A 21,097-nucleotide genomic window follows, 5' to 3' on the forward strand; every position below is an offset into this window, starting at 1 on the left:
GATAGCGCCCCTGCTCGCGCCAGCCTAGCGAGTGTGGTGTCTCAGAAGTTGACTGCACAATCTTGGCGGCGCTTTTTCGGCTCTGGCGGCGTTGCCACTCCTCGCCATAGCCCTGCTATGACTCGTACCGGCGCCTGGCCAAAGTCAAAAAAATCACCCGCCAATTCTTGTGCTAACTTCAGAGACACCGCACTAGCCTGGCGGGTGACGGATGGCCGTAGCGTCAGTCCAGTGTAGCCAGGGCTTCGCGGCAGAGCTGCTCGACGCGCGTCCAGTCCTTGGCCTTCACCACGTCGCCGGGCAACATCCAGCTGCCGCCGACGCACAGCAGGTTGGGCTGCTGGAAGTAGTTCTTCACGTTGCCCGGATTGACGCCACCGGTGGGGCAGAACTTGAGTTCGGCGAAGGGCCCGGCAAAGGCCTTGAGCGCATCGACGCCGCCATAGACGTTGGCGGGAAACAGCTTGAAGCGGCGATAACCCAGGCGGTAGGCCTGCATGATCTCCGAAGGCGTGGCGATGCCCGGCAGCAGCGGGATGGGCGCCGATACCCCGGCCTGGAGAATTTCCTCGGTGGTGCCCGGAGTGACGATGAACTGGGCGCCAGCCTCGACCGCAGCGTCGAACATCCGCACGTCAAGCACGGTGCCCACGCCAATATCCAGCTCGGGACGTTCCTGGCGCAGCAGGCGCACCGCGTCCAGTCCATGGGCCGATCTCAGGGTAATTTCCAGGGCGGTGAGCCCCGCCGCGGCCATGGCGTCGGCGAAGGGCAGCACGTCGGCGGGATCGTTGATCACGATCACCGGCAGGATCCGCGCGCGGGCGCACAGGGCATCTAGGGTCGCGATCTTGTTCTGCATGTCCAAAACTCAACTCCTCGTCAGGGGCACCAATAGACGACCAGGGGTTCGCGCAGGAACGCCTTGATCGGAGTGACCAGCTCGTCGCCCTCGGCCAGAGCGGTTTCCAGCACCTGTCGCTTGCCCGCGCCCTGGATGGCGAGGATCTGCTGCCGCGCGCGACTCAGGTAGGCGCGGCTCAGGGTGATGCGGGTCCGGGGCGAGGACGGTGCCACGCCGGGAAAGCTCAGGCGCTCGCTGGCCGGATCCAGGGCCTCTTCCAGGCCGGGACTACCGGGGAACAGCGAGGCGGTATGGGCGTCGTCACCCATGCCCAGCACCAGCACATCTGGGGTCCCCAGGGTGTCGCGCAGCCGGGCTTCGGTCAGCGCCATGCCCTCTTCCGTGGAAGCGGCCGGGCTATAGAGATCGACGAAACCTGCGGCGGCAGCGGGTCCCTGGAACAGATGCTGGCGCAACAGACCGGCATTGCTGTCCGGATGGTCAGCGGGTACCCAGCGCTCGTCCGCCAGGGTGACCAGCACCCTGGACCAGTCCAGCTCGGCCTGGGCCAGACGCTCCAGGAAGGGCACCGGACTGCGGCCACCGGAAACGATCAGCAGCGCCTCGCCGCGGGCCGCCAGGGCCTCGCGCAGCGCCGCCGTGACGGTCTCGGCCAGCGCCGTGGCGTGGGCCTCGCGGTCGGGCAATTCGCGCAGGGTCACACCCTGCCCCAGATCAGACGTCGCCATACCAGGATCTCCCGTCTCGTGCGATCAGTGCGATGGAGGTCAGCGGACCCCAGCTGCCGGCGGCATAGGACTTGGGCGAGTCGCCCATCTTCGACCAGCCATCCATCAACTGATCGCACCACTTCCAGGCCGCTTCAATCTCGTCCTTGCGGACGAACAGCGACTGATTGCCCTGCATGACTTCCAGCAGCAGTCGTTCGTAGGCATCCGGCGTGCGCAGGTGCTTGAAGGTCTCGGAGAAATTGAGCTGCAGCGGACCGCTGCGCAGTTGCATGCCCTTGCGCAAGCCCTGGTCCTTGCTCATCACCTGCAGCGAAATGCCTTCGTCCGGCTGGATGCGAATGATCAGGCGATTGCTGATCAGGCTGCGCTGCTCGGGGGCGAAGATGTAGTGCGGTGGTTCCTTGAAGTGGATGACGATCTGCGACAGCTTCTGTGGCATGCGCTTGCCGGTACGCAGATAGAAAGGCACGCCCGACCAGCGCCAGTTGCGGATGTCCGCGCGGATGGCGACAAAGGTCTCGGTGCGGCTTTCGGTGTTGGAATTGGGTTCTTCCAGATAACCCGGCACCGGCTTGCCGTCGCTGTAGCCGGAGGTGTACTGACCCAGGACCACACGGCTGGCGAGCTGGTCGGCGGTAATGGGCTCCAGCGCCTTGAGGACCTTGACCTTCTCGTCACGGATGCTGTCGGCCGACAGATCCGCCGGCGGGTCCATGGCGGTCAGACAGAGCAGCTGCAGCAGGTGATTCTGCACCATGTCGCGCAGCTGGCCAGCCTGGTCGAAATAGCCCCAGCGACCCTCGATCCCGACCTTCTCGGCCACGGTAATTTCCACGTGGGAAATGTAGTTCTGGTTCCACTGGGTCTCGAACAGGCTGTTGGCGAATCTCAGGGCGATAAGATTCTGCACGGTCTCCTTGCCCAGGTAATGGTCGATGCGGTAGACGCGGTCTTCCGGGAAGAAGCGCGCCACGGCGTCGTTGACCACCTTGGAGGATTCCAGGTCGTAGCCGATGGGCTTTTCCATCACCACCCGGGTGCGCTCGCACAGGCCGACGGCGGCCAGGTTCTCGCAGATGGCGCTGTAGACCAGTGCCGGGGTGGCGAAATAGGCGATCAGCGGCGAGGTCTCGCCCACATCCTCGGCAAGTCCCGTATAGTCTTCGCGATTGCGGAAATCGATGGCGCGATAGCCCAGGCGACCGCGCATCCGGGTCCATACCGCTTCGTCCCAATCGGCCTTGGGCACATAGTGGCGCAGGCGCTCCTCGATGTGCTCCAGCTGCTTGACCCCATCGCCCTGGTCACGCGCCAGCGCCATGATACAGGTATCCTCGTGCAGCAGACCTTCGCGATCCAGCTGATACAGGGCAGGGAAAAGTTTGCGCAGGGCCAGGTCGCCCAACGCGCCGAAGATTGCCAGGGTACAGGGTAGAACTCGGACGCCAGCCATAAATATTCGTTCTTTTACTTAAAGTTTGAGATATTCCAGCCCCATCATAGGGGAGCCGGGGCGATTCGCGTAGTCTTTATATTAAAAAATACGGCGCAGGGGTAAGCCCGGCCCATACCTTTTATAGCCTTAGGATAGAGGCACAACAACCACTAGGAGTTCTCATGGATCGTGCCAGCACCCTGCTGCAAACCATCCAGAACCGCATCGGCGAACTCAACCGCGCGGAACGCAAGGTCGCCGAGGTCATCCTGCAGAATCCCCGGCAGGCCACGCGCTACACCATCGCGGCCCTGGCCCAGGCGGCCCAGGTCAGCGAGCCCACCGTCAACCGCTTCTGCCGCTCCCTGGGCGTGAGCGGCTATCCGGAGATGAAGATCCAGCTGGCGCAGAGCATCGCCAGCGGCGCGGTCTATGTCAGCCAGGCGGTGGAAGCCAACGACGAATCCGAAGCCTACGCGGAAAAGATCTTCAGCAGCACCATCGCCTCGCTGGACAGCGCCCGCCAGCGACTGGACGCCCGCACGGTGGATCGCGCGGTGGACCTGATGATCCAGGCGCGGCAGATCCACTTCTTCGGCCTGGGCGCCTCGGCCCCCGTGGCCCTGGACGCCCAGCACAAGTTCTTCCGCTTCAACATGGCGGTGTCGGCGCATTCGGACGTGCTGATGCAGCGGATGCTCGCCTCCATCGCCAGGACCGGCGATCTCTTCGTGATCATCTCCTACACCGGCCGCACCCGCGAACTGGTGGACGTGGCCAAGCTGGCTCGCGACAACGGCGCCTCGGTGCTCGGCCTTACTGCCAGCAACACCCCGCTGGCCAAGGTCTGCACCCACAGCCTGGACATCCCGCTGCCGGAGGACACCGACATCTACATGCCCATGACCTCGCGGATCATCCAGCTCACCGTGCTGGACATCCTCGCCACCGGGGTCACGCTCAAGCGCGGCGTGGATTTCCAGCCGCACCTGCGCAAGGTCAAGGAAAGCCTGGTCGCCACCCGCTATCCCTCTGAGCCCGACCAGGGTTGAGCCTTGGGCTCCGGTATCCCCGGAGCCCCTACGTCTCTAGATGTCGTCGCGATGGCTGAACAGATCCCAGGTCGACATGAACAGCGCGGCGATCAGCGGGCCGATCACGAAGCCATTCAGGCCGAACAGCGACATGCCGCCAATGGTGGAGATCAGTACCACGTAGTCGGGCATCTTGGTGTCCTTGCCGACCAGGATGGGGCGCAGCAGGTTGTCCACTAGGCCGATCACCACCACGGCGAAGACGATCAGGATGACCCCTTTGATCACCGAACCGGTGGCCAGGAAGTAGATGGCCACCGGCACCCAGATCAGCGCCGAGCCGACCGCGGGCAGCAGCGACAGGAAGGCCATCAGGGTGCCCCAGAGCACCGCGCCCTGGACACCCAGCACGCCGAGGATGAAGCCGCCGAGGGCCCCCTGCACCACGGCGACGATGATGTTGCCCTTGACCGTGGCACGCACCACGGCGGTGAACTTGGCCATCAGGCTGCGCTTGTGCATGTCGCTCAGCGGAATGGCCTTGCGGATCAGCGCCACCAGCTGTGAACCATCGCGCAGCAGGAAGAACAGCAGATAGAGCATCACGCCGAAGCCGATCAGGAACTGGAAGGTCCCCTGACCGAAGCTGAAGGCCTGGGTAGCGACGAACTGGCTGCCCTGCATGGCGCCTTCGGAGAGCTTCTGGCGGATGCCATCCAGGTCACCGGCACCGAAGCGCTCCAGCACGCCACGCACCGAACCCGGCAAGGCGCCCCAGATCTGCTGATAGTACTGGCCGAAGTTGAGCTGACCGCTGCTGACCTGCTGGTACAGCAGCGAGCCTTCCTGCACAAGGGAAATGGCGATGAACACCACCGGCAGGATGACGATGAGCAGGATCACGAACAGGGTGCAGAGCGCCCCGAGGTTGCGTCTGTTGTTGAAGCGCCGGACGAACCAGCGCTGCAGCGGGGCGAACAGGATGGCGAGGATGGCGCCCCAGAACACCGCCCCCAGGAAGGGCGTGAGGATCCAGACGAAGGCCAGCGAGACCACCACCAGCAGGATCAGGAACGTCTTGTTTTCCAGCCGAGCACTTTTCATTGGCTTTCGCGATTCCAAACAAGGATGACAGGCCTTGCTTAGAGCCTCGGAAGCCGTGGGGTTCCCACAAGCGCCCCCAACTTGGCCCGAAGAGGCGCGCCGGCGTGGCCGGCGCGCCCGGGATCATACGCAAAACTGACGTACCAGGCCGTCCAGGCGCTCACCCAGGCCGACCATGCCGGCGGTGTTGCGCGCGCCTTGCTGGGCGCCCTGGGCCATGCTGTCGACGGCACTGGCGATGGTGTGGACGCTGCGATTGACCTCCTCGGCCACCGCCGTCTGCTCCTCGGCGGCACTGGCGATCTGGCTGTTCATGGCGTTGATGGTGGCGATCAGCTCGCTGATCGCGGCCAGGGCGGTGCCGGCCTGCTCGGCCTGGGCCGTAGTGGCCTCGCCCATGCCGCCCGAGCGTTCCATGGCCCCGACCGCGCGGCCGGTGGCCTGTTGCAGGCGATCGATCATGCCCTGGATTTCCTGGGTGCTCTGCTGGGTCCGGCTGGCCAGGGCGCGTACCTCGTCGGCGACCACGGCAAAACCGCGACCGGCCTCGCCCGCCCGGGCCGCTTCGATGGCGGCATTGAGCGCCAGCAGATTGGTCTGCTCGGCAATGGCGCGAATCACGTCGAGCACGCCGACGATGGCGCCCACGTCCTGCTTGAGGCCATCCAGGGACACGCTGCTCTGGCGTACCTCCTCGACCAGTTCGTGAATGCGCGCCACGCTGGTGGCAACCGTTTCGCGGGCCAGCCGACCTTTCTCCTCGGTCTGACGGGTGGCTTCGGAGGCCTGCAGGGCACTGCTCGCCACTTCCTGGGCCGCCGCGGACATCTGGTTGATGGCGGTGGCCACCTGGTCGGTTTCGCTGCGCTGACGCTGCATGTCGCGATCGGTGCGCTGGGCCTGCTGGGCGACGTCGTCGAGCAGACCGGTGAACTGGTGGGTGATGTCGACGACCTGGGCGATGGTGCCCTGGATGCGATCGACGAAGCGATTGAAGGCGGCGGCGAGTTCACCGATCTCGTCGCGCCCGTTGACCGGCAGGCGGCGGGTCAGATCGCCCTCCCCGGCCGCGATGTCGTCGAGATTCTCCCGGATCTGCGCCAGGGGTCTGAGGGTGCGGGTGGCAAACAGCTGCGCGGCGATGCCGATCACCACCAGCAGCACGCCGGCCTCGCCGAAGATCAGCCAGAGCTGATCCTGGGTGCGCTTGGCGACCTGCTGGGCCACGGCAGCGACCTCGGCCTCCACGCCATCCAGATTCACCGCCGAGCCGATCACCAGATCCCATTTGGGCAGGTAGTCGGTGTAGGCGAGCTTGGGCACCAGCACGTCCTTGTTGCCGGGCAGCGAAGAGCTGTAGCGACTGAAATGCGAGCCATCCTTGCCGACCCGGACCAGTTCCTGGTTGAGGTAGAGGCCGCTGGGATCGCGATTGTCCTTGAAGCTCTTGCCGATCCCGGCCGGGTCGTTGCCCTTGAACAGGCGGACCACGTTGGAATCGTAGCCGAAGATATAGCCATCCTTGCCGTAGCTGATGGCCGACAGCAGGCGGATGGCCTCCTTGCGCGCCTCGGTATCGCCCGCGGCGGCCTTGTCGTACAGCGGCTTGACCACGGTCATGGCCGCTTCCACGGTGTTCTGCAGGGCGTTGCGACTCTGGACCATCAGCCGCTCGCGAGCGTCGGCGACGTCCCTGGCGGCCTGCTCGTGCAAGACCCAATAGGACAGTCCCCCCAGCACCAGCGTGAACAGGCAGACGGGCAGGACGGCCAGTAAGGTGACTTTGAATTTGAGGCTCACGAGGTTCTCCTTGGTCGCAAGAGCTTGTGCGGTTATCGGCGCCCTGCCCGATTACTTGACCAGGGAGTCACCTGAGTGACGGGGTGCGCGCTGGCGCCGGCAGCCGGATGACCACTGCCAGCCCACCCAGCGCGGAGGTCTCGAGAACGAGGGTTCCGCCGCAGCTGTCGACGATGTCCTTGGCGATTCCCAGCCCCAGGCCGTGACCGCTGACCGCTTCATCCAGCCGGGCACCCCGATCAAGGATCGTCTCGCGCTGGGCTTCCGGCACACCGGGCCCGTCGTCCTCGACCTGGATCAGATAGCCCTCTGCACCCTGCGCCACCTCCAGCCGGACCTGCTGATCCGCCCATTTGCCGGCGTTGTCCAGCAGGGTGCCGAACAGTTCCAGCAGGTCTTCCCGGTCCCAGGGCAGCCGTAGCCCCGCGGGCAGCCGACACTCGAACTGCAGGTGCTCGCCATGCAGCCGATTGAGCAGCGTGCATAGCTCGCGAAGCTCGGCGCCGTCCAGCTGCGCGCCCGGCAGGGCCTCGCCAGCCAGCCGCGCACGGCGCAATTCCCGCTCCAGGCGCTGGCGGATACGGCCCAGTTGTTCGCGCAACACCTCGCGCTGTTCGGGCAAAGCCTGCAATTCGGGACGCTCGGCCAGGCTGGTCAGCACCGCCAGCGGGGTCTTGAGCGCATGACCCAGATTGCCGATGCCATGCCGCGCGCGCTTGAGACCGTCTTCGGTGTGGCGCAGCAGTGCATTCATTTCTCCCACCAGCGGTTCGAGTTCGGCCGGCACGCTGGCGTCAAGCGTCGAACGGCGTCCCTGATGCAGCTGGGCGATCTGCTCGCGCACCTGCTCCAGCGGGCGCAGCGCCCGGCGCACGATCAACCGTTGCAGCAGCAGGACCAGCAGCAAGGTCGCCAGCCCCAGCAAGCCACCGAACGCGAGGATGCGCGTCAGGTTGCCCAGCAGGGGGTTGTAATCGTCGGCGACCGTTACCTGCACTGCCTGGCCGTAGCGCTGGTAATCGGCGCGATAGGCGAGCAGTCGCTGGCCACTGGGGCCGTCCACCAGGCTCTCGCTCAGGCCGGTGCCGGGTGGCACTTGCAGTTGGGCGTCCCACAGCGAGCGCGAGCGCCAGCGAATGTCCAGGGCGGGGATCTCGATGAGAAAGTAGCGGCCGGACAGCGGGCGGGTATAGAGACTGCCCAGCCGGCCTTCATCCAGTTGCAGGCCGTGGGGACCGCGCACTAGGGCGGCGAGCAGGTTCTCCGTCTCGCCGCGCAGCCCGGTTTCCAGATAACGGCGCAAGGCAAGATCCACCAGCCAGGCTCCCCCCAGCACCAGCACCAGACCGGCCACCAGCAGGATGGCCACCAGCCCGACCCTGAGCCGGGCCTGGATGGACTTCAATCGACACCGCCCAGGCGATAGCCCTGGCCGCGCCGCGTCTCGATGACCTCACGCCCCAGCTTGCGCCGCAAGTGATTGACGTGGACCTCGATGACATTGGAGTCGCGCTCGCTCTCGCCGTCGTAGAGATGGTCGTTGAGCCGCGTCTTCGACAGGATCTGCCCGGGATGCAGCAGGAAACAGCGCAGCAGGCGAAACTCCGCCGCACTCAGGGCGATGGTTTCACTGCCACGCACCACGCACTGGCGCGCCTCGTCGAGCGCGAGTCCGGCAGCCTGCAGCAGCGGCTGGTTGGCCACGCCGCGCACCCGCCGCAGCAAGGCGGCGATGCGCAGGCCCAGTTCTTCGGGGTGGAAGGGTTTGGTAAGGTAGTCGTCGGCCCCGGCCTTGAGGCCGTCGATGCGCTCCGCCCAGCTGTCGCGAGCGGTCAGGATCAGGACCGGAGTCGCCAGCGCCTTTGCCCGCCACTCCCCAAGCACCTCCAACCCGGGCCGACCGGGCAGACCCAGGTCGAGCACGATGAGGTCATAGGGTTCCTGGGCGCCCTGCCAGGCGGCATCGCGGCCATCGGCCAGCCAGTCGATGGCGTAACCCTGCCGCGTGAGGAACGCCGTGATCTCGTCGGCCAGGGCCACATCGTCTTCCACCAGCAACAGGCGCATCTAGTCGTCAACCTCATCCTTCATGATGGCGCCATCCATTGCGCCGATTTCCAGTTCGCGGACAACATCGCCGACGAGGATCTCGATCTCGTAGCGATACTGGCCGTCCTCCTCTTCCAGTTCGGCTTCCAGCAGCCGCGCCTGGGGATAGCGTTCGTTGACTCGCTGCAGCAGGCTTTCCAGCGGTCGGATCACGCCTTCCTTGCGCAGCTTGAGCGCCTCGTCCTGATCCAGGTCACGGGCCTGGATCAGGGGCGAGAGGCTGCCGAGCAGCACCAGCCCGGCGAGCCCGACGGTCAGTCGTCGCGCTGGTCTTTCAGGACTTCGCCAGTGGTGGCGTCGAGTTCCAGATCCCATTTCACACCTTTGGGGTCACGCAGTTCCAGTTGGTAGATGTAGCGGCCGTACTCTTCTTCCAGTTCAGTCTCGTGGGTCGTCGAGCCCGGATGCTTGGCGATGGCGGCCTGGTTGAGCACCTCGAAGCTCTTGATCTTGCCGCTGTCACGCAGCTTGAGGGCTTCGTCGGGGCCGAGATCCCGGGCCTGGGCGACGCCCATACCGGTAAGCAGGAGGGCGGCAGTCGCGAGGGCGGTAAGCTTTTTCATGGTGATTCTCTCTGGTTGCTGTTTGATCTGGGTCCAGAGTAGCGATCCGCCATTAATCGAAACTTAAACGCCGATTAAGCCAGGCTTAAGCGGATCGGGCCACGCCAGGGTGCTCCGGCATCCAGGGCTTCGCCCTTCTGCGTCACCTGCAGGCGACCCTCGCGCGCCAGTTCACGCGCCATAGCGCGCAGGGGCTCCATCAGCGGCCGCCAGTCCGCAGCCAGGTCACGCGCCACCTCCGACGGACAGAAGGTCGTCCCTGGACGGCGCGCCTGTGCCTTGGCCAGCAAGGCTTCGCGCAATTGTGCGTCGGTCGGCTTGAGCGCTGTCATGAGAACCGGGTCCCTTCTACAGGAGTCCACCATTTCGACCAGGAAATTGTCGGTGCAGTCATGACCTCTCGCTCGAAAGTCTCGAAAGTAATGCAACGCCTTGCCCAGACCGACCTGCCCATCCCCGCCGATGAGCGTGACGACACCGGTACCGCCCTCTGCACACCCTTACCGCCCGACCTCAACTATGTCGATGATTGCCAGGCGGGCCTGAGCCGACGCAAGCTGCGCGGCAAATGGGCGTACTTCACCCCCGACGGCGAACGCATCCGCGATCAGGCGGAAGTCGAGCGCATCAACAAGCTGGCCATCCCGCCGGCCTATACCGATGTTTGGATCTGCCCGGACGCCAATGGCCATCTGCAGGCCACCGGACGCGACGCCCGCGGCCGCAAGCAGTACCGCTACCATCCGCGCTGGCGCGAGATCCGCGATACCGACAAGTACGAGCGGATGCTGGCGTTCGGGCAGGCCCTGCCCAAGTTGCGGCAGCGGGTGGAAGAGGATCTCGCCCGGCGCGGCCTGTGTCGGGAAAAGGTCATGGCCACGGTCATCAGCCTGCTCGACGCGACCCTGATCCGGGTCGGCAACGCCCAGTACGCCAAGAGCAACAAGTCCTATGGCCTCACCACCCTGCGCAACCGGCATGCCGAGGTGCATGGCAACACCATCGCCTTCCACTTCCGCGGCAAGAGCGGGGTGGAGCACGATATCAAGGTCAGCGATCCGCGGCTGGCGCGTACCGTGAAGAAGTGCCTCGAGCTGCCAGGTCAGCACCTCTTTCAGTATGTGGATGGGGACGGCGATCGCCATACCGTGACCTCGTCCGACGTGAACGCCTACCTGCATGAACTCACGGGCGCCGATTTCACCGCCAAGGACTACCGTACCTGGGCCGGCAGTGCCCTGGCGCTGGAAGCCCTGCGCGAGTTGCGCTGTGAAACCCAGACCGACGCCAAGAAGGAGCTGGTGGACATGGTCAAGGCGGTATCCCGCACCCTGGGCAACACTCCGGCGGTCTGCCGCAAGTGCTATATCCATCCGGGCGTACTGGATGCCTTCCTCGCCGGCGACCTCTGCACCCTGCCCAAACCGCGCAAGCGCAAGGGGCTCAAGGAGGAAGAGGTGCTGCTGCTCAACTTCCTGCAACGGCTGGAACAGCGGATGGCCGAGACCCAGGCGGCCTGACCGGGTCGCACGCTTCCCTGCCCCCTGCACGGGGCGGGGAGCATTCTGCGACAGATATCAGCCCTGCTCGCCTAACATGATTCGCCAAAGACAGCCTGATGACGCTGCAGCACTTGTTATGTTATAACTTTTGCACGTCATTCAAGGCTCCGTCATGGCATCCCCTCGCTCGTCCCTTCTCCTCCTTTCCGTGCCCGTTCGGCTGTCGCTCGCCGCCATCCCATTGGTCGCGCTCTGGCTGGCCGTGCTCTGGGCGGTCGCCCTGCCATGAGCGCCGCCATCGAACTCCAGGATCTGACCCTGGCCTATCAGCGGCATCCGGCCATCCATCATCTCAGTGGTCGCTTCCGGACCGGCAGTCTGACCGCCATCGTCGGCCCCAATGGGGCGGGCAAGTCCACCCTGCTCAAGGCCATTGCCGGCACCCTGAGACCGGTCAGTGGCCGGGTGGACCGGGCCGTGCCTCAGCGCCGGCTGGGCTATCTGCCGCAAGCCGCGGAGATCGACCGCAGCTTCCCCCTGAGCGTGCTGGAGACCGTGGTACTGGGCGCCTGGCGCGGCTTGGGCGCCTGGCGCGGGGTCACCGCCGCCCATCGCGAGGAAGCCTCCCGGGCGTTGCAGGCGGTTGGCCTCGAAGGCCTCGAGGATCGCCTGGTCGGCGCCCTGTCCTCCGGACAATTCCAGCGGGTGCTGTTCGCCCGGCTGCTGTTGCAGGATGCGCCGGTGCTGCTGCTGGACGAGCCCTTCACCGCCATCGATGCCCGCACCACCGCGGACCTGCTGACCATCGTCCGTCGCTGGCATGGCCAGGGCCGCACGGTGATCGCCGTGCTGCACGACCTGGAGCAGGTTCGCCAGCACTTCCCCGAGACCCTGCTGCTGGCCCGGGAAGCCATCGCCTGGGGCGCCACCGAGCAGGTGCTGGTCAGCGAGCATCTGGCTCGCGCGCGCAATCTCGCCGAGCACTGGGACGCCAATGCGGCGGTCTGTGAGCGCGCATGACCCTCTATCAACTTGTTTTCGAACCCTTCGTCGAATTCGGCTTCATGCGTCGCGCCCTGGTGGCCTGCCTGGCCCTGGCGCTGGGCGCCGGTCCGGTGGGCGTCCTGCTGATGCTCAGGCGCATGAGTCTGGTGGGCGATGCCATGAGTCATGCCGTGTTGCCAGGTGCGGCCCTGGGCTTCATGGTCGCCGGCCTGTCGCTGCCGGCCATGGGCATAGGCGGGATGCTTGCCGGACTCCTGGTGGCCGGTCTCGCCGGCCTGGTCAGCCGCTTCACCAGCCAGCGCGAGGACGCCAGCTTCGCCAGCTTCTACCTGATCTCCCTGGCCGCCGGGGTGCTGATCGTGTCACTGCACGGTTCCAGTGTGGATCTGCTGCATGTGCTGTTCGGCACCATCCTGGCCATCGACGCCACGGCGCTCTACCTGGTCGCGGGCATCGCCACCCTGTCGCTGGTGATGCTGGCGGTGATCTACCGGCCGCTGGCGCTGGAGTGCTTCGATCCCGGCTTCCTGCGCGCGGTGGGCGGGCGGGGCTCGCTCTATCACCTGCTGTTCCTGCTGTTGGTGGTGCTCAACCTGGTGGCCGGCTTCCAGGCGCTGGGTACGCTGATGGCGGTAGGCCTGATGATGCTGCCAGCCACCGCGGCGCGCTTCTGGGCCAACAGCCTTCCCGGACTGATGGCGGTGGCCAGCCTGATTGCCAGCCTCAGCGGCCTGGTCGGCCTGGTGCTGTCCTACCACCTGGGCTGTGCCTCGGGTCCGGCCATCGTCCTGACCGCGGGCGGCTGCTATCTCCTCTCTCTGCTGTTCGGTCGCCTGGGTCTCTACCGGCGGCTGCGCCCACGCCCCCACCTCACCCACTGAAAGGAGTCACCATGAAATCCCTGTTCTCCCTGGGCGCTGCCCTGCTGCTCGCCGCTGCCGGCCAGGCCCAGGCCGCACCGGTCAAGGCGATCGCCACCTTTACCGTGATCGCCGACGTGGTCAAACAGGTCGGTGGCGATCACGTGCAGGTTTCCTCCCTGGTCGGTCCCAATGGCGATCCCCATGCCTACGAACCGACGCCCACCGATGCCCAGGCGCTGAAACAGGCCGATGTGGTGTTCATGAGCGGCCTGCACCTGGAAGGCTGGATGGATCGCCTGATCAAGGCCTCCGGCCAGGCGCGCCCGCCGGTGGTGCTCAGTGAGGGGATCAAGACCCGCGAGCTGGCGGAAGACGAGGATGAACACGGCCACGCCGACCACGATCACGACCATGGCGGTATCGATCCCCATGTGTGGAACAACCCGCTCAACGTGGTCGTCTACACCCGCAACGTGGTGAAGGCGCTGTCCGCGGTGGATCCGGCGGACGCCGCCACCTTCAAGGCCAACGGCGATCGCTACATCGCCGAACTGGAAGCCCTGGATCGCTATGCCCGCGAGCAGATCGGCCAGGTCCCCCAGGCCAAGCGCAAGGTGCTGACCTCCCACGATGCCTTCGGCTACTTCGCCGACGCCTATGGCGTGACCTTCATCTCGCCGCTGGGTCTGTCGACCGAGGCCGAGGCCTCCGCCCAGGACGTCGCCAAGCTGATCCGCCAGATCAAGCAGGAGCATGTCGCCACCTACTTCTTCGAAAACTCCAACGATCCGCGCCTGGTGCAGCAGATCGCCAAGGCCAGCGGCGCCCAGCCGGGCGGCGAGCTGTATGTCGAGGCCCTGTCGCCGGCGGACGGCCCGGCGCCCACCTATGCCGCCATGTTCCGCTACAACGTGGATACCCTAGTCAAGGCGATGAAGGGCGGGCATTGAGGTTAAAGGTCTGCTGGTAGGTTGGCGCTGAGCGCAGCGAAGCCCAACAGCGTGAGGGTCCAGCACCTTCACGTTGGGCTTCGACGGTGGAGCCGTCTCAACCCAACCTACCCCAGAAAGGCTGGGTGGCTAGACCACCGGTACCTCTTCCAGATGCCGGTATTCCGCGCCCAGGCGCCGGGCGAGCTCCTCGGCGCGTCCCAGGCGCAGCGGTCCCAGTTCGATATCCAGCACCTGGACAGGACAGTCCGGCACTGCCAGCGCTTCCAGGTCGCGCAAGCGTCCATCAGTGACCAGCAACAGCTGGCTCTCCTCGCCATGGCGCTGCCGCCGACGACTTCGCAGCCATTGCTGAGCTTCCGCCAGGCCAGCCCGCAAGGGCGTTCCGCCTCCCGCGCCCAACTGCTCCAGCCAGGCCCGCAATGCCTGACCGCTGCGCTGACCCTGGAACGACCATTCCGGTCGCTCCCCCGCCGTCTGCAGAACCGCGACCCTGACCCGCTGGCGATAGGCCTGCTCGAACCAGTCGGCCAGCAGGCCCTTGGCCTGGGCCAGGGCGCCGTGGCGGCGAGTGGACGCGGAGTGATCGACGATCACCAACCAGAGCTGCGCCGGGCGCTGCCGGCGCGGTTGCCGCAAGAGATCGTCAGCGCGACGCGGACGCCCCCGGAGCAGCGTCGGCACCCAGGCGATGGGGCCTGCCGTGCCCGGCGAACGGGCGCCCTGACGCCCGCCCAGGGCCTTGCCCGTCCCGCTTCGGGCATCGCGATCCGGGGCATGAGGTGATCGGACGCCTAGGGCTTTTTTGCCGCGCCCAAGCGGCGTCTGGGGCCCGTCGCGATGGGCTCCGGCGCCAGGGCGCCCCAGCTATCGCCCTCACCTTCCGTAGGCTCGGCATCACCCTGTCGCTGTTGATTGCCAGGCCCCTGCTCCGGAGTATCAGCAGCTGAATTATCTTTCAGGGGTGGTATTACTGCCGGAGTGTCCGCCAACTCACGACGCCGGTGGCGCAGGGCGAATTCGGCCACGGCGGCGATATCGGCGTGTTCGATCGCCCGCGCGCCGCGCCAGGCGGCATGGGCGCGAGCCGCGCGCAACCAGACCAGATCGGCGCGCAGGCCATCGACCCCGGCCTGGTGGCAGCCTGCGGTGATGGCTTCCAGCGCGGCATCGTCCAGCGGGATGTCCGCCAGCCGCGCCCGGGCCGCGGCGCAGCGCTGCCGCAGTTCCGCCTGCGCCGGCTCCCACTGGGCATTGAAGGCTGGCGGATCGCTGTCGAAGGCCAGGCGGCGACGCAGGATCTCGGCCCGCTCCCGGGGTGCCGGCCGGTTGTCCAGCGCCAGGGCGAAGCCAAAGCGATCCAGCAGCTGCGGACGCAACTCGCCCTCCTCCGGATTCATGGTGCCGACCAGCAGAAAGCGCGCGGCGTGCTCGTGGGAAATGCCGTCGCGCTCCACCCGGTTGACCCCACTGGCCGCCACGTCCAGCAGCAGATCCACCAGGTGATCCGGCAGCAGATTGACCTCGTCGACATAAAGTACGCCGCCGTCGGCCGCCGCCAGCACGCCTGGCGCGAAGCGGGCCCGCCCCTCGCCGAGGGCCGCATCCAGATCCAGGGTGCCGACGATGCGCTCCTCACTGGCACCCAGCGGCAAGGTCACGAAGGAACCGCCCCCGAGCAGATCAGCGAGCCCCCGGGCCAGGGTCGACTTGGCCATGCCCCGGGGACCTTCGATCAGCACGCCGCCGATACGGGGATCGATGGCATTCAGGCACAGCGCCAGCTTGAGGCTGTCTGCGCCGACGACGGCGGCGAGGGGAAAGACGGGGGCGGTCATCTCAGGCTTCATCCATATCCATCAGCAGCTGTTCGAGGGCTTCACGGTAGTCGCCTGGCGCCTGCCAGAGGCCGCGTTGCTGGGCCTCCAGTAGGCGCTCGGTCATGTCGCGCAGGGCCTCGGGATTGTGGCGCTCGACGAAGTCACGGGTATCGGCGTCGAGCAGATAGGCATCGGCCAGTTGCCGGTACTGATGATCCTCCACCAGCTCGGTGGTGGCGCCGAAGCCGAACAGATAGTCCACGGTGGCGGCCATCTCGAAGGCGCCCTTGTAGCCGTGGCGCTTCATGCCGGCGATCCACTTGGGATTGGCCGCCCGGGAGCGCACCACCCGGCCCAGCTCTTCCTTGAGGGTACGAATCTTCGGCAGGTCGGCCTGGGCGTGATCCCCAAAATAGCTGGCGCGACGCTGCCCGCTCAGGGTCTCGGCTGCGGCCAGCATGCCGCCCTGGAACTGGTAGTAGTCGTTGGAATCGAGCAGGTCGTGCTCGCGGTTGTCCTGGTTCTGCAGTACGGCTTGCAGGCGACCCAGGCGGCGCGAGAAGTCGTCACGGGCGGCGGTGCCGTCATCCTCGGCGCCATAGGCATAGCCGCCCCAGTTGAGATAGGCAGTGGCCAGTTCGCTGCGATCCTGCCACTGGCGCTCTTCCACCGCGCCCTGGACGCCGGCGCCGTAGGCACCGGGCTGGGCGCCGAAGATGCGCCAGCCGGCCTGACGGCGCGCCAGATCGGCCTCGGTACCGGCCGCTTCCAGGGCAGTGCGCTCGCGGCGCACCTGGGCGGCCAGGGGGTTGAGGTCGTCCGGCTCGTCCAGCGCGGCGACCGCCTGGACGGCGGCATCGAACAGCCTGACCAGCCCGCCGAAGGCATCGCGAAAGAAGCCGGAGATGCGCAGGGTGACATCCACCCGCGGTCGATCCAGCAGCGACAGCGGCAGGATCTCGAAGTCCTCGACCCGGGCACTGCCGGTCTGCCATACCGGGCGCACACCCAGCAGGGCCATCGCCTGGGCGATATCGTCGCCGCCGGTCCTCATGGTCGCCGTGCCCCAGACCGAGAGACCCAGCTGGCGCAGATGATCGCCCTCCTCCTGCAGATGGCGCTCCAACAGCAGGTTGGCCGACTGCCAACCGAGCCGCCAGGCGGTCATGCTCGGCAGGTTGCGCACGTCCACGGAAAAGAAGTTGCGCCCGGTGGGCAGCACGTCCAGCCGCCCGCGACTGGGCGCGCCGCTGGGTCCGGCGGGGACGAAACGCCCCTCCAGTGCCCTCAGCAGGCCGCCGATTTCAGCGGGACCGCAGCCGTCCAGGGCCGGCGCAACCTGGCCGACCAGATGCTCCAGCACCAGCCGGGTGGCAGGCAATTCGTCCAGCGGCAACGGCAGGGGCTCGGCATCGACGGTCGCGGCCACCAGGGCCAGGGCCAGGAGCTCCAGCCGCTCGCGGGTATCGCCCAGGGTGCGCCAGGGTTCGCTCGACAGCCCCTCCAGGCACGCCGGACGCGGCCCCTGCCAGGACTCGCCGAGGTCGGCGGCCAGGGGATCGAACCCCAGCTGCAGGTCCTTGGCCAGCACTCGCAGCAGGCTTGCATTGGCGCCCTGGGCATCGCCCCGGGGAATGCGCAGCAGGGCCACCAGGGTGTCGCGACGCAACTGGCCGGTCGGGGATTCACCGAACACATGCAGGCCGTCGCGGATCTGGGACTCCTTGAGGTCACACAGGTAGGCGTCCAGCTGCGGTAGCCAGCTGTCCGGATCGTCGGTGATCACCAGCCCCAGCTCGCGATCCAGGGCGGTTTCGCGGACCAGCTGCAGGATCTCGCCGCGCAACTCGGTGGCGCGTCGCAGGTCCAGCAGGCTGGCGTCGTAGTATTCGTCGGCCAGGCGCTCCAGGTCCCGCAGCGGCCCGTAGCTCTCCGCGCGGGTGAGCGGCGGCATCAGGTGGTCGATGATCACCGCCTGGGTGCGCCGCTTGGCCTGGGCGCCCTCGCCCGGATCGTTGACGATGAAGGGATAGACGTTGGGCAGCGGTCCGAGGATGGCGTCCGGCCAACACTCCGCCGACAGCCCGACGCCCTTGCCCGGCAACCATTCCAGATTGCCATGCTTCCCCAGATGCACCACCGCCTGGGCGCCATAGGCCTCGCGCAGCCAGAAATAGAAGGCCAGGTAGCCATGCGGCGGCACCAGCGCAGGATCGTGATAGACCGCCGCCGGATCGACGTCGTAGCCGCGCGCCGGCTGGATGCCGACGAAGGTCGGGCCGAAGCGCACCCCGGCCACCATGAGTCGCCCCCGCCGGTGCATGGGATCGGCCTCGGGCCCGCCCCAGCGCTCGGTCACCGCCTGCTGCAGGCTGAGGGGCAACTGGGCGAATAGCAACTGGTAGTCCTGCAGCGCCAGACTCTGCAGGGCCGGGCGCAGATCGCGCAGGGCGCTGTCGTTGGTCACCCCACCGAGCAGCCGCTCGATCAGGGCGGTACCGCTTTCAGGCAGATTGGCCACCGGGTAGCCGGCCGTCTGCAGCGCCTGCAGCACCTTGAGCGCCGCCGCCGGGGTATCCAGGCCGACGCCATTGCCGATGCGCCCATCTCGGGTCGGATAGTTGGCCAGGATCAGGGCGATGCGCTTGTCCGCTGCGGGACGCCGCGCCAGTTCGATCCAGCTGCGCGCCAGCCGCGCGACGAAGGCCATGCGCTCGCCATCGGCCTGGTAGTTGACCACGTCGCTCTGGCTACGCTCGCAGCGCCAGGCCAGGCCCTTGAAACTGATTGGCCGGGTGATGATGCGCCCGTCCAGCTCCGGCAGGGCGATGTGCATGGCCAGGTCGCGGGCGCCCAGCCCCTGGGGGTTCTCTTGCCAGCGCTCGCGATTGTCCTGGGCGCAGATGGCCTGGAGGACCGGCACCGGCCGGCGGAACGGCGTCAGAGTCGGCCGTTCCGGACTGGACTGGGCAAAACCTGTGGTATTGAGGATCAGCGCCGTAGCGGTCTCGTCCAGCAGCCGTTCCACCTCTTCCAGGCAGGCCGACTCCTTGAGACTGGCCACGGCGATGGGCAGCGGATTCAGCCCCTGGGCTTCCAGCTGCTGGCAGAAGACATCGACGAAAGCGGTGTTGGCCGACTGCAGGTGGGTGCGATAGAACAGCAGCGCCGCGGTGGGCCAGTCCGGTCGCCAGCGCTGACGCCAGCCATCCAGGCCCAGGGCGTCAGGGTGATAGACAGCCACCCGCGGCAATTCCTGCGGCGGCTGGTAGCTGTACTGGGCATCCAGGCACTCGCTGGCCAGGCAATGCAGGAAATCCCGGGCATTGCCCAGGCCGCCCTGGCGCAGATAGCGCCACAGCCGTTCGGCCAGCTCGGGCGCCACCGTACCCAGGGCCATCAGTTCCGGGTCGGGTCGGTCGCAACCGGGCACCGCGATCAGGGTCAGCCCCCGCGCGGCCAGCTCGGCCAGCCGCTCCATGCCATAGCGCCAGTAACCCTGGCCGCCATGCAGGGAGATGAACACCACCCGCGCCTGGCTCAGCACCTCCTCGACATAGAGATCCACCGAGGCGTGGTTCTGCAGCTGCATGGGATTGGCCAGCCGCAGACTTGGATAGCCGTCGTCCAGGCTGCGGGTCGCCTCGGCCAGCAGCGCCAGATGTGAATCGCCACTGCAGAGCACGACGATCTCGCCCGGCGTCTGTGCCAGGTGAGCGATGCCGTCGTCCGGGACGAAACCGCCCGGCTGGGTACGCAGCAGATGCATCCGGGGTCAGGCCACCGCGGCGCGCAACTGCGCGGTGATGGCCGCCTGGTCCAGCTCCTGACCGATCAGCACCAGCTGGGTGCTGCGGGTCTCGCCGGTCTTCCAGGCACGGTCGAAATGCTTGTCGAAGCGAGTGCCCACGCCCTGCACCAGCAGCCGCAGCGGCTTGCCGGCGATGGCGGCGAAGCCCTTCACCCGCAGGACGCCATGACGCTTGACCACCTCGGTCAGGGCCGCCAGCAGGGTCGCTTCCGCCACCTCGGGCAACTCGACGCCAAAGGAATCGAATTCGTCGTGGTCATGGTCTTCATGACCTTCGAGGTCATGGTGGGTCGGACGGCTGTCGATATGGGCCTCGGACTCAGCCTGCAGGCCCAGCAGCACCGAGAGGGGCAAGACGCCACGACTGGCTTCCACCACCTTGACCGCCGGCGGCAGCTCTTCGCTCACCTCGGCACGCACCCGGGCCAGGGCCTCGGCGTCCAGGCCGTCGGCCTTGTTGAGGATCACCAGATCGGCACTGGCGAGCTGATCTTCGAACAACTCGTGCAGCGGCGATTCATGGTCGAGGTTGGGGTCCTGCCGACGCTGGGCATCCACCTGCTCCGGATGGGCGGCAAAGGTGCCGGCCGCCACCGCCGGGCTGTCGACCACGGTGATCACCGCATCCACGGTGCAGGCGGTGCGGATCTCCGGCCACTGGAAGGCCTGAACCAGGGGCTTGGGTAGGGCCAGGCCGCTGGTCTCGATGAGGATGTGGTCGATGTCGCCCCGCCGCGCCACCAGCTCCTTCATCACTGGAAAGAATTCTTCCTGCACGGTGCAGCACAGGCAGCCATTGGCCAATTCGAAGACGCGGCCCTGGGCCTCTTCCTCGCTACAGCCGATGCTGCACTGGCGAAGGATCTCGCCGTCGATGCCCAGTTCGCCGAATTCGTTGACGATCACCGCGATGCGCCGGCCTTCGGCGTGGTCGAGCATGTGCCGCAGCAGGGTGGTCTTGCCGGAACCGAGGAAGCCGGTAACGATGGTGACGGGAGTCTTGGCCAGGGTTTTCATGGGCTGCCCTTAGAGAAAAAGCGGAAAAAGACGGGCAGGCATGCCGGGCGCCCGCGTGACGGCGAGGCCCTGGTGGCAGCCCGGATCACCCCGCCCGGTTGCGTGTTCGAAACGTGACGAGGCAGGTCTCCTGGCTCGCGGCGCCCGGCTCCGGCCTTCCCGCGTGAGCAGTGGCCTTAGAGCCTGTTCATAATTTCGCGAGCTAGAGTCAAACAAGGCGAAGATGCTTGAGGAAGCGGAGTTTACGAATGGTAAATGAGCATTCCGAAAGCATCTTCAACGCAGTTTGGCCGACGCGCAGCAAATTATGAACAGGCTCTAGTGGAGAGGCTAAAAATGCCGCTTACAGTTGCGGGGGCAGCCGCGGTATCGCACCGCGTTCCCTTTCAAGCTCTTGCATAGAGCCTGTTCATAATCTCGCGAGCTGGAGACCGACAAGGCGAAAAGGCCTGAGGAAGCGGAGTTTACGAATGGTAAATGAGCATTCC

The 21,097-nt window shown here is 66.5% G+C and carries 19 protein-coding genes, 1 pseudogene and 1 riboswitch; of the genes and pseudogenes, 5 read left to right on the forward strand and 15 right to left on the reverse strand.

The genetic code is table 11. The features are described from left to right. Positions 1–223: 223 nt before the first annotated feature. Genes GSQ95_RS24420 through zwf form a run of 3 tightly spaced genes read right to left on the reverse strand, consistent with a single transcriptional unit; the run spans position 224 to position 3,049 of the window. Positions 224–862, reverse strand: a complete 639-nt coding sequence (locus GSQ95_RS24420) for a bifunctional 4-hydroxy-2-oxoglutarate aldolase/2-dehydro-3-deoxy-phosphogluconate aldolase (protein ID WP_178118481.1) — start codon at positions 860–862, stop codon at positions 224–226. Positions 863–882: 20 nt separating this feature from the next. Beyond that, positions 883–1,593 (reverse strand): 6-phosphogluconolactonase, encoded by a 711-nt coding sequence (gene pgl / locus GSQ95_RS24425; RefSeq protein ID WP_158896653.1) that lies wholly within the window; start codon positions 1,591–1,593, stop codon positions 883–885. Then, positions 1,580–3,049, reverse strand: coding sequence for a glucose-6-phosphate dehydrogenase (gene zwf, locus GSQ95_RS24430; RefSeq protein WP_158896652.1), 1,470 nt, complete (start codon positions 3,047–3,049; stop codon positions 1,580–1,582). Before zwf ends, pgl begins: the two co-directional genes overlap by 14 nt. Before the next feature lie 164 nt (positions 3,050–3,213). Here zwf and GSQ95_RS24435 point away from each other — a divergent pair, with 164 nt between their 5' ends. Beyond that, entirely contained in the window at positions 3,214–4,083 is an 870-nt protein-coding gene (locus GSQ95_RS24435) for a MurR/RpiR family transcriptional regulator (RefSeq protein WP_133860632.1), read from the forward strand. 36 nt (positions 4,084–4,119) lie between these two features. Here GSQ95_RS24435 and GSQ95_RS24440 read toward each other — a convergent pair whose 3' ends face one another. The 8 genes and pseudogenes from GSQ95_RS24440 to GSQ95_RS24470 all read right to left on the reverse strand — a co-directional run bounded on the left by GSQ95_RS24440 (position 4,120) and on the right by GSQ95_RS24470 (position 9,973). Further along, positions 4,120–5,169 (reverse strand): AI-2E family transporter, encoded by a 1,050-nt coding sequence (locus tag GSQ95_RS24440; RefSeq protein WP_017640512.1) that lies wholly within the window; start codon positions 5,167–5,169, stop codon positions 4,120–4,122. 123 nt (positions 5,170–5,292) lie between these two features. Further along, positions 5,293–6,048: a methyl-accepting chemotaxis protein gene (locus GSQ95_RS27335; RefSeq protein WP_372240115.1), complete on the reverse strand. Its 756-nt coding sequence runs from the start codon at positions 6,046–6,048 to the stop codon at positions 5,293–5,295. Between the two features lie 102 nt (positions 6,049–6,150). Continuing rightward, a pseudogene (locus tag GSQ95_RS27340) lies at positions 6,151–6,969 on the reverse strand (cache domain-containing protein); the annotation flags it as partial. A gap of 67 nt (positions 6,970–7,036) precedes the next feature. Next, positions 7,037–8,374 carry a sensor histidine kinase gene (locus tag GSQ95_RS24450; RefSeq protein ID WP_158896650.1) on the reverse strand — a complete coding sequence of 446 codons (1,338 nt, stop codon included), beginning with the start codon at positions 8,372–8,374 and terminating at the stop codon, positions 7,037–7,039. Beyond that, on the reverse strand, positions 8,371–9,036 hold the full coding sequence (locus GSQ95_RS24455; RefSeq protein ID WP_158896649.1) for a response regulator transcription factor: 666 nt from the start codon (positions 9,034–9,036) through the stop codon (positions 8,371–8,373). Before GSQ95_RS24455 ends, GSQ95_RS24450 begins: the two co-directional genes overlap by 4 nt. Then, positions 9,037–9,312, reverse strand: coding sequence for a PepSY domain-containing protein (locus tag GSQ95_RS24460; protein ID WP_133860636.1), 276 nt, complete (start codon positions 9,310–9,312; stop codon positions 9,037–9,039). Positions 9,313–9,332: 20 nt separating this feature from the next. After that, on the reverse strand, positions 9,333–9,641 hold the full coding sequence (locus GSQ95_RS24465; protein WP_158896648.1) for a PepSY domain-containing protein: 309 nt from the start codon (positions 9,639–9,641) through the stop codon (positions 9,333–9,335). 74 nt (positions 9,642–9,715) lie between these two features. Continuing rightward, positions 9,716–9,973, reverse strand: a complete 258-nt coding sequence (locus GSQ95_RS24470) for a DUF3253 domain-containing protein (protein WP_158896647.1) — start codon at positions 9,971–9,973, stop codon at positions 9,716–9,718. Between the two features lie 90 nt (positions 9,974–10,063). Here GSQ95_RS24470 and GSQ95_RS24475 point away from each other — a divergent pair, with 90 nt between their 5' ends. The 4 genes from GSQ95_RS24475 to GSQ95_RS24490 all read left to right on the forward strand — a co-directional run bounded on the left by GSQ95_RS24475 (position 10,064) and on the right by GSQ95_RS24490 (position 13,961). Further along, positions 10,064–11,161 carry a DNA topoisomerase IB gene (locus tag GSQ95_RS24475; RefSeq protein ID WP_158896646.1) on the forward strand — a complete coding sequence of 366 codons (1,098 nt, stop codon included), beginning with the start codon at positions 10,064–10,066 and terminating at the stop codon, positions 11,159–11,161. A gap of 267 nt (positions 11,162–11,428) precedes the next feature. Then, a complete protein-coding gene (gene aztA, locus GSQ95_RS24480) occupies positions 11,429–12,163 on the forward strand; it encodes a zinc ABC transporter ATP-binding protein AztA (RefSeq protein ID WP_158896645.1) in 735 nt (244 codons plus the stop codon). Next, on the forward strand, positions 12,160–13,029 hold the full coding sequence (locus GSQ95_RS24485) for a metal ABC transporter permease (protein WP_158896644.1): 870 nt from the start codon (positions 12,160–12,162) through the stop codon (positions 13,027–13,029). Before aztA ends, GSQ95_RS24485 begins: the two co-directional genes overlap by 4 nt. An 11-nt stretch (positions 13,030–13,040) precedes the next feature. Further along, positions 13,041–13,961: a metal ABC transporter substrate-binding protein gene (locus tag GSQ95_RS24490; protein ID WP_158896643.1), complete on the forward strand. Its 921-nt coding sequence runs from the start codon at positions 13,041–13,043 to the stop codon at positions 13,959–13,961. A 129-nt stretch (positions 13,962–14,090) separates the two neighbouring features. On the opposite strand, the gene GSQ95_RS24495 is transcribed toward GSQ95_RS24490, so the two are convergent. The 4 genes from GSQ95_RS24495 to cobW form a co-directional block, all read right to left on the reverse strand. Further along, positions 14,091–14,645 carry a VWA domain-containing protein gene (locus tag GSQ95_RS24495; RefSeq protein WP_158896642.1) on the reverse strand — a complete coding sequence of 185 codons (555 nt, stop codon included), beginning with the start codon at positions 14,643–14,645 and terminating at the stop codon, positions 14,091–14,093. Between the two features lie 110 nt (positions 14,646–14,755). Next, the gene (locus GSQ95_RS24500) at positions 14,756–15,799 is read right to left on the reverse strand and encodes an ATP-binding protein (protein ID WP_158973958.1); all 1,044 of its coding nucleotides are present in this window, start codon (positions 15,797–15,799) and stop codon (positions 14,756–14,758) included. 1 nt (position 15,800) lies between these two features. Next, positions 15,801–19,550 (reverse strand): cobaltochelatase subunit CobN, encoded by a 3,750-nt coding sequence (gene cobN / locus GSQ95_RS24505; RefSeq protein WP_158973960.1) that lies wholly within the window; start codon positions 19,548–19,550, stop codon positions 15,801–15,803. Between the two features lie 6 nt (positions 19,551–19,556). After that, positions 19,557–20,609 (reverse strand): cobalamin biosynthesis protein CobW, encoded by a 1,053-nt coding sequence (cobW, locus tag GSQ95_RS24510; RefSeq protein ID WP_158893935.1) that lies wholly within the window; start codon positions 20,607–20,609, stop codon positions 19,557–19,559. 102 nt (positions 20,610–20,711) lie between these two features. Continuing rightward, positions 20,712–21,033: riboswitch (cobalamin riboswitch) on the reverse strand. Positions 21,034–21,097 lie beyond the last annotated feature (64 nt).

Source organism: Pseudomonas sp. BAV 4579, assembly GCF_009765395.1.
Lineage (GTDB): Bacteria > Pseudomonadota > Gammaproteobacteria > Pseudomonadales > Pseudomonadaceae > Chryseomonas > Chryseomonas aestiva.

Coding starts and splice junctions, on each gene's coding strand:
- GSQ95_RS27335 (WP_372240115.1), bottom strand. CDS start 6,048: ATGCAGCGTCAGCGCAGCGAAACCGACCAGGTGGCCACCGCCATCAAC.
- cobW (WP_158893935.1), bottom strand. CDS start 20,609: ATGAAAACCCTGGCCAAGACTCCCGTCACCATCGTTACCGGCTTCCTC.
- GSQ95_RS24420 (WP_178118481.1), bottom strand. CDS start 862: ATGCAGAACAAGATCGCGACCCTAGATGCCCTGTGCGCCCGCGCGCGG.
- GSQ95_RS24500 (WP_158973958.1), bottom strand. CDS start 15,799: ATGACCGCCCCCGTCTTTCCCCTCGCCGCCGTCGTCGGCGCAGACAGC.
- GSQ95_RS24485 (WP_158896644.1), top strand. CDS start 12,160: ATGACCCTCTATCAACTTGTTTTCGAACCCTTCGTCGAATTCGGCTTC.
- zwf (WP_158896652.1), bottom strand. CDS start 3,049: ATGGCTGGCGTCCGAGTTCTACCCTGTACCCTGGCAATCTTCGGCGCG.
- aztA (WP_158896645.1), top strand. CDS start 11,429: ATGAGCGCCGCCATCGAACTCCAGGATCTGACCCTGGCCTATCAGCGG.
- GSQ95_RS24470 (WP_158896647.1), bottom strand. CDS start 9,973: ATGACAGCGCTCAAGCCGACCGACGCACAATTGCGCGAAGCCTTGCTG.
- GSQ95_RS24440 (WP_017640512.1), bottom strand. CDS start 5,169: ATGAAAAGTGCTCGGCTGGAAAACAAGACGTTCCTGATCCTGCTGGTG.
- GSQ95_RS24490 (WP_158896643.1), top strand. CDS start 13,041: ATGAAATCCCTGTTCTCCCTGGGCGCTGCCCTGCTGCTCGCCGCTGCC.
- GSQ95_RS24475 (WP_158896646.1), top strand. CDS start 10,064: ATGCAACGCCTTGCCCAGACCGACCTGCCCATCCCCGCCGATGAGCGT.
- GSQ95_RS24435 (WP_133860632.1), top strand. CDS start 3,214: ATGGATCGTGCCAGCACCCTGCTGCAAACCATCCAGAACCGCATCGGC.
- cobN (WP_158973960.1), bottom strand. CDS start 19,550: ATGCATCTGCTGCGTACCCAGCCGGGCGGTTTCGTCCCGGACGACGGC.
- GSQ95_RS24465 (WP_158896648.1), bottom strand. CDS start 9,641: ATGAAAAAGCTTACCGCCCTCGCGACTGCCGCCCTCCTGCTTACCGGT.
- GSQ95_RS24455 (WP_158896649.1), bottom strand. CDS start 9,036: ATGCGCCTGTTGCTGGTGGAAGACGATGTGGCCCTGGCCGACGAGATC.
- pgl (WP_158896653.1), bottom strand. CDS start 1,593: ATGGCGACGTCTGATCTGGGGCAGGGTGTGACCCTGCGCGAATTGCCC.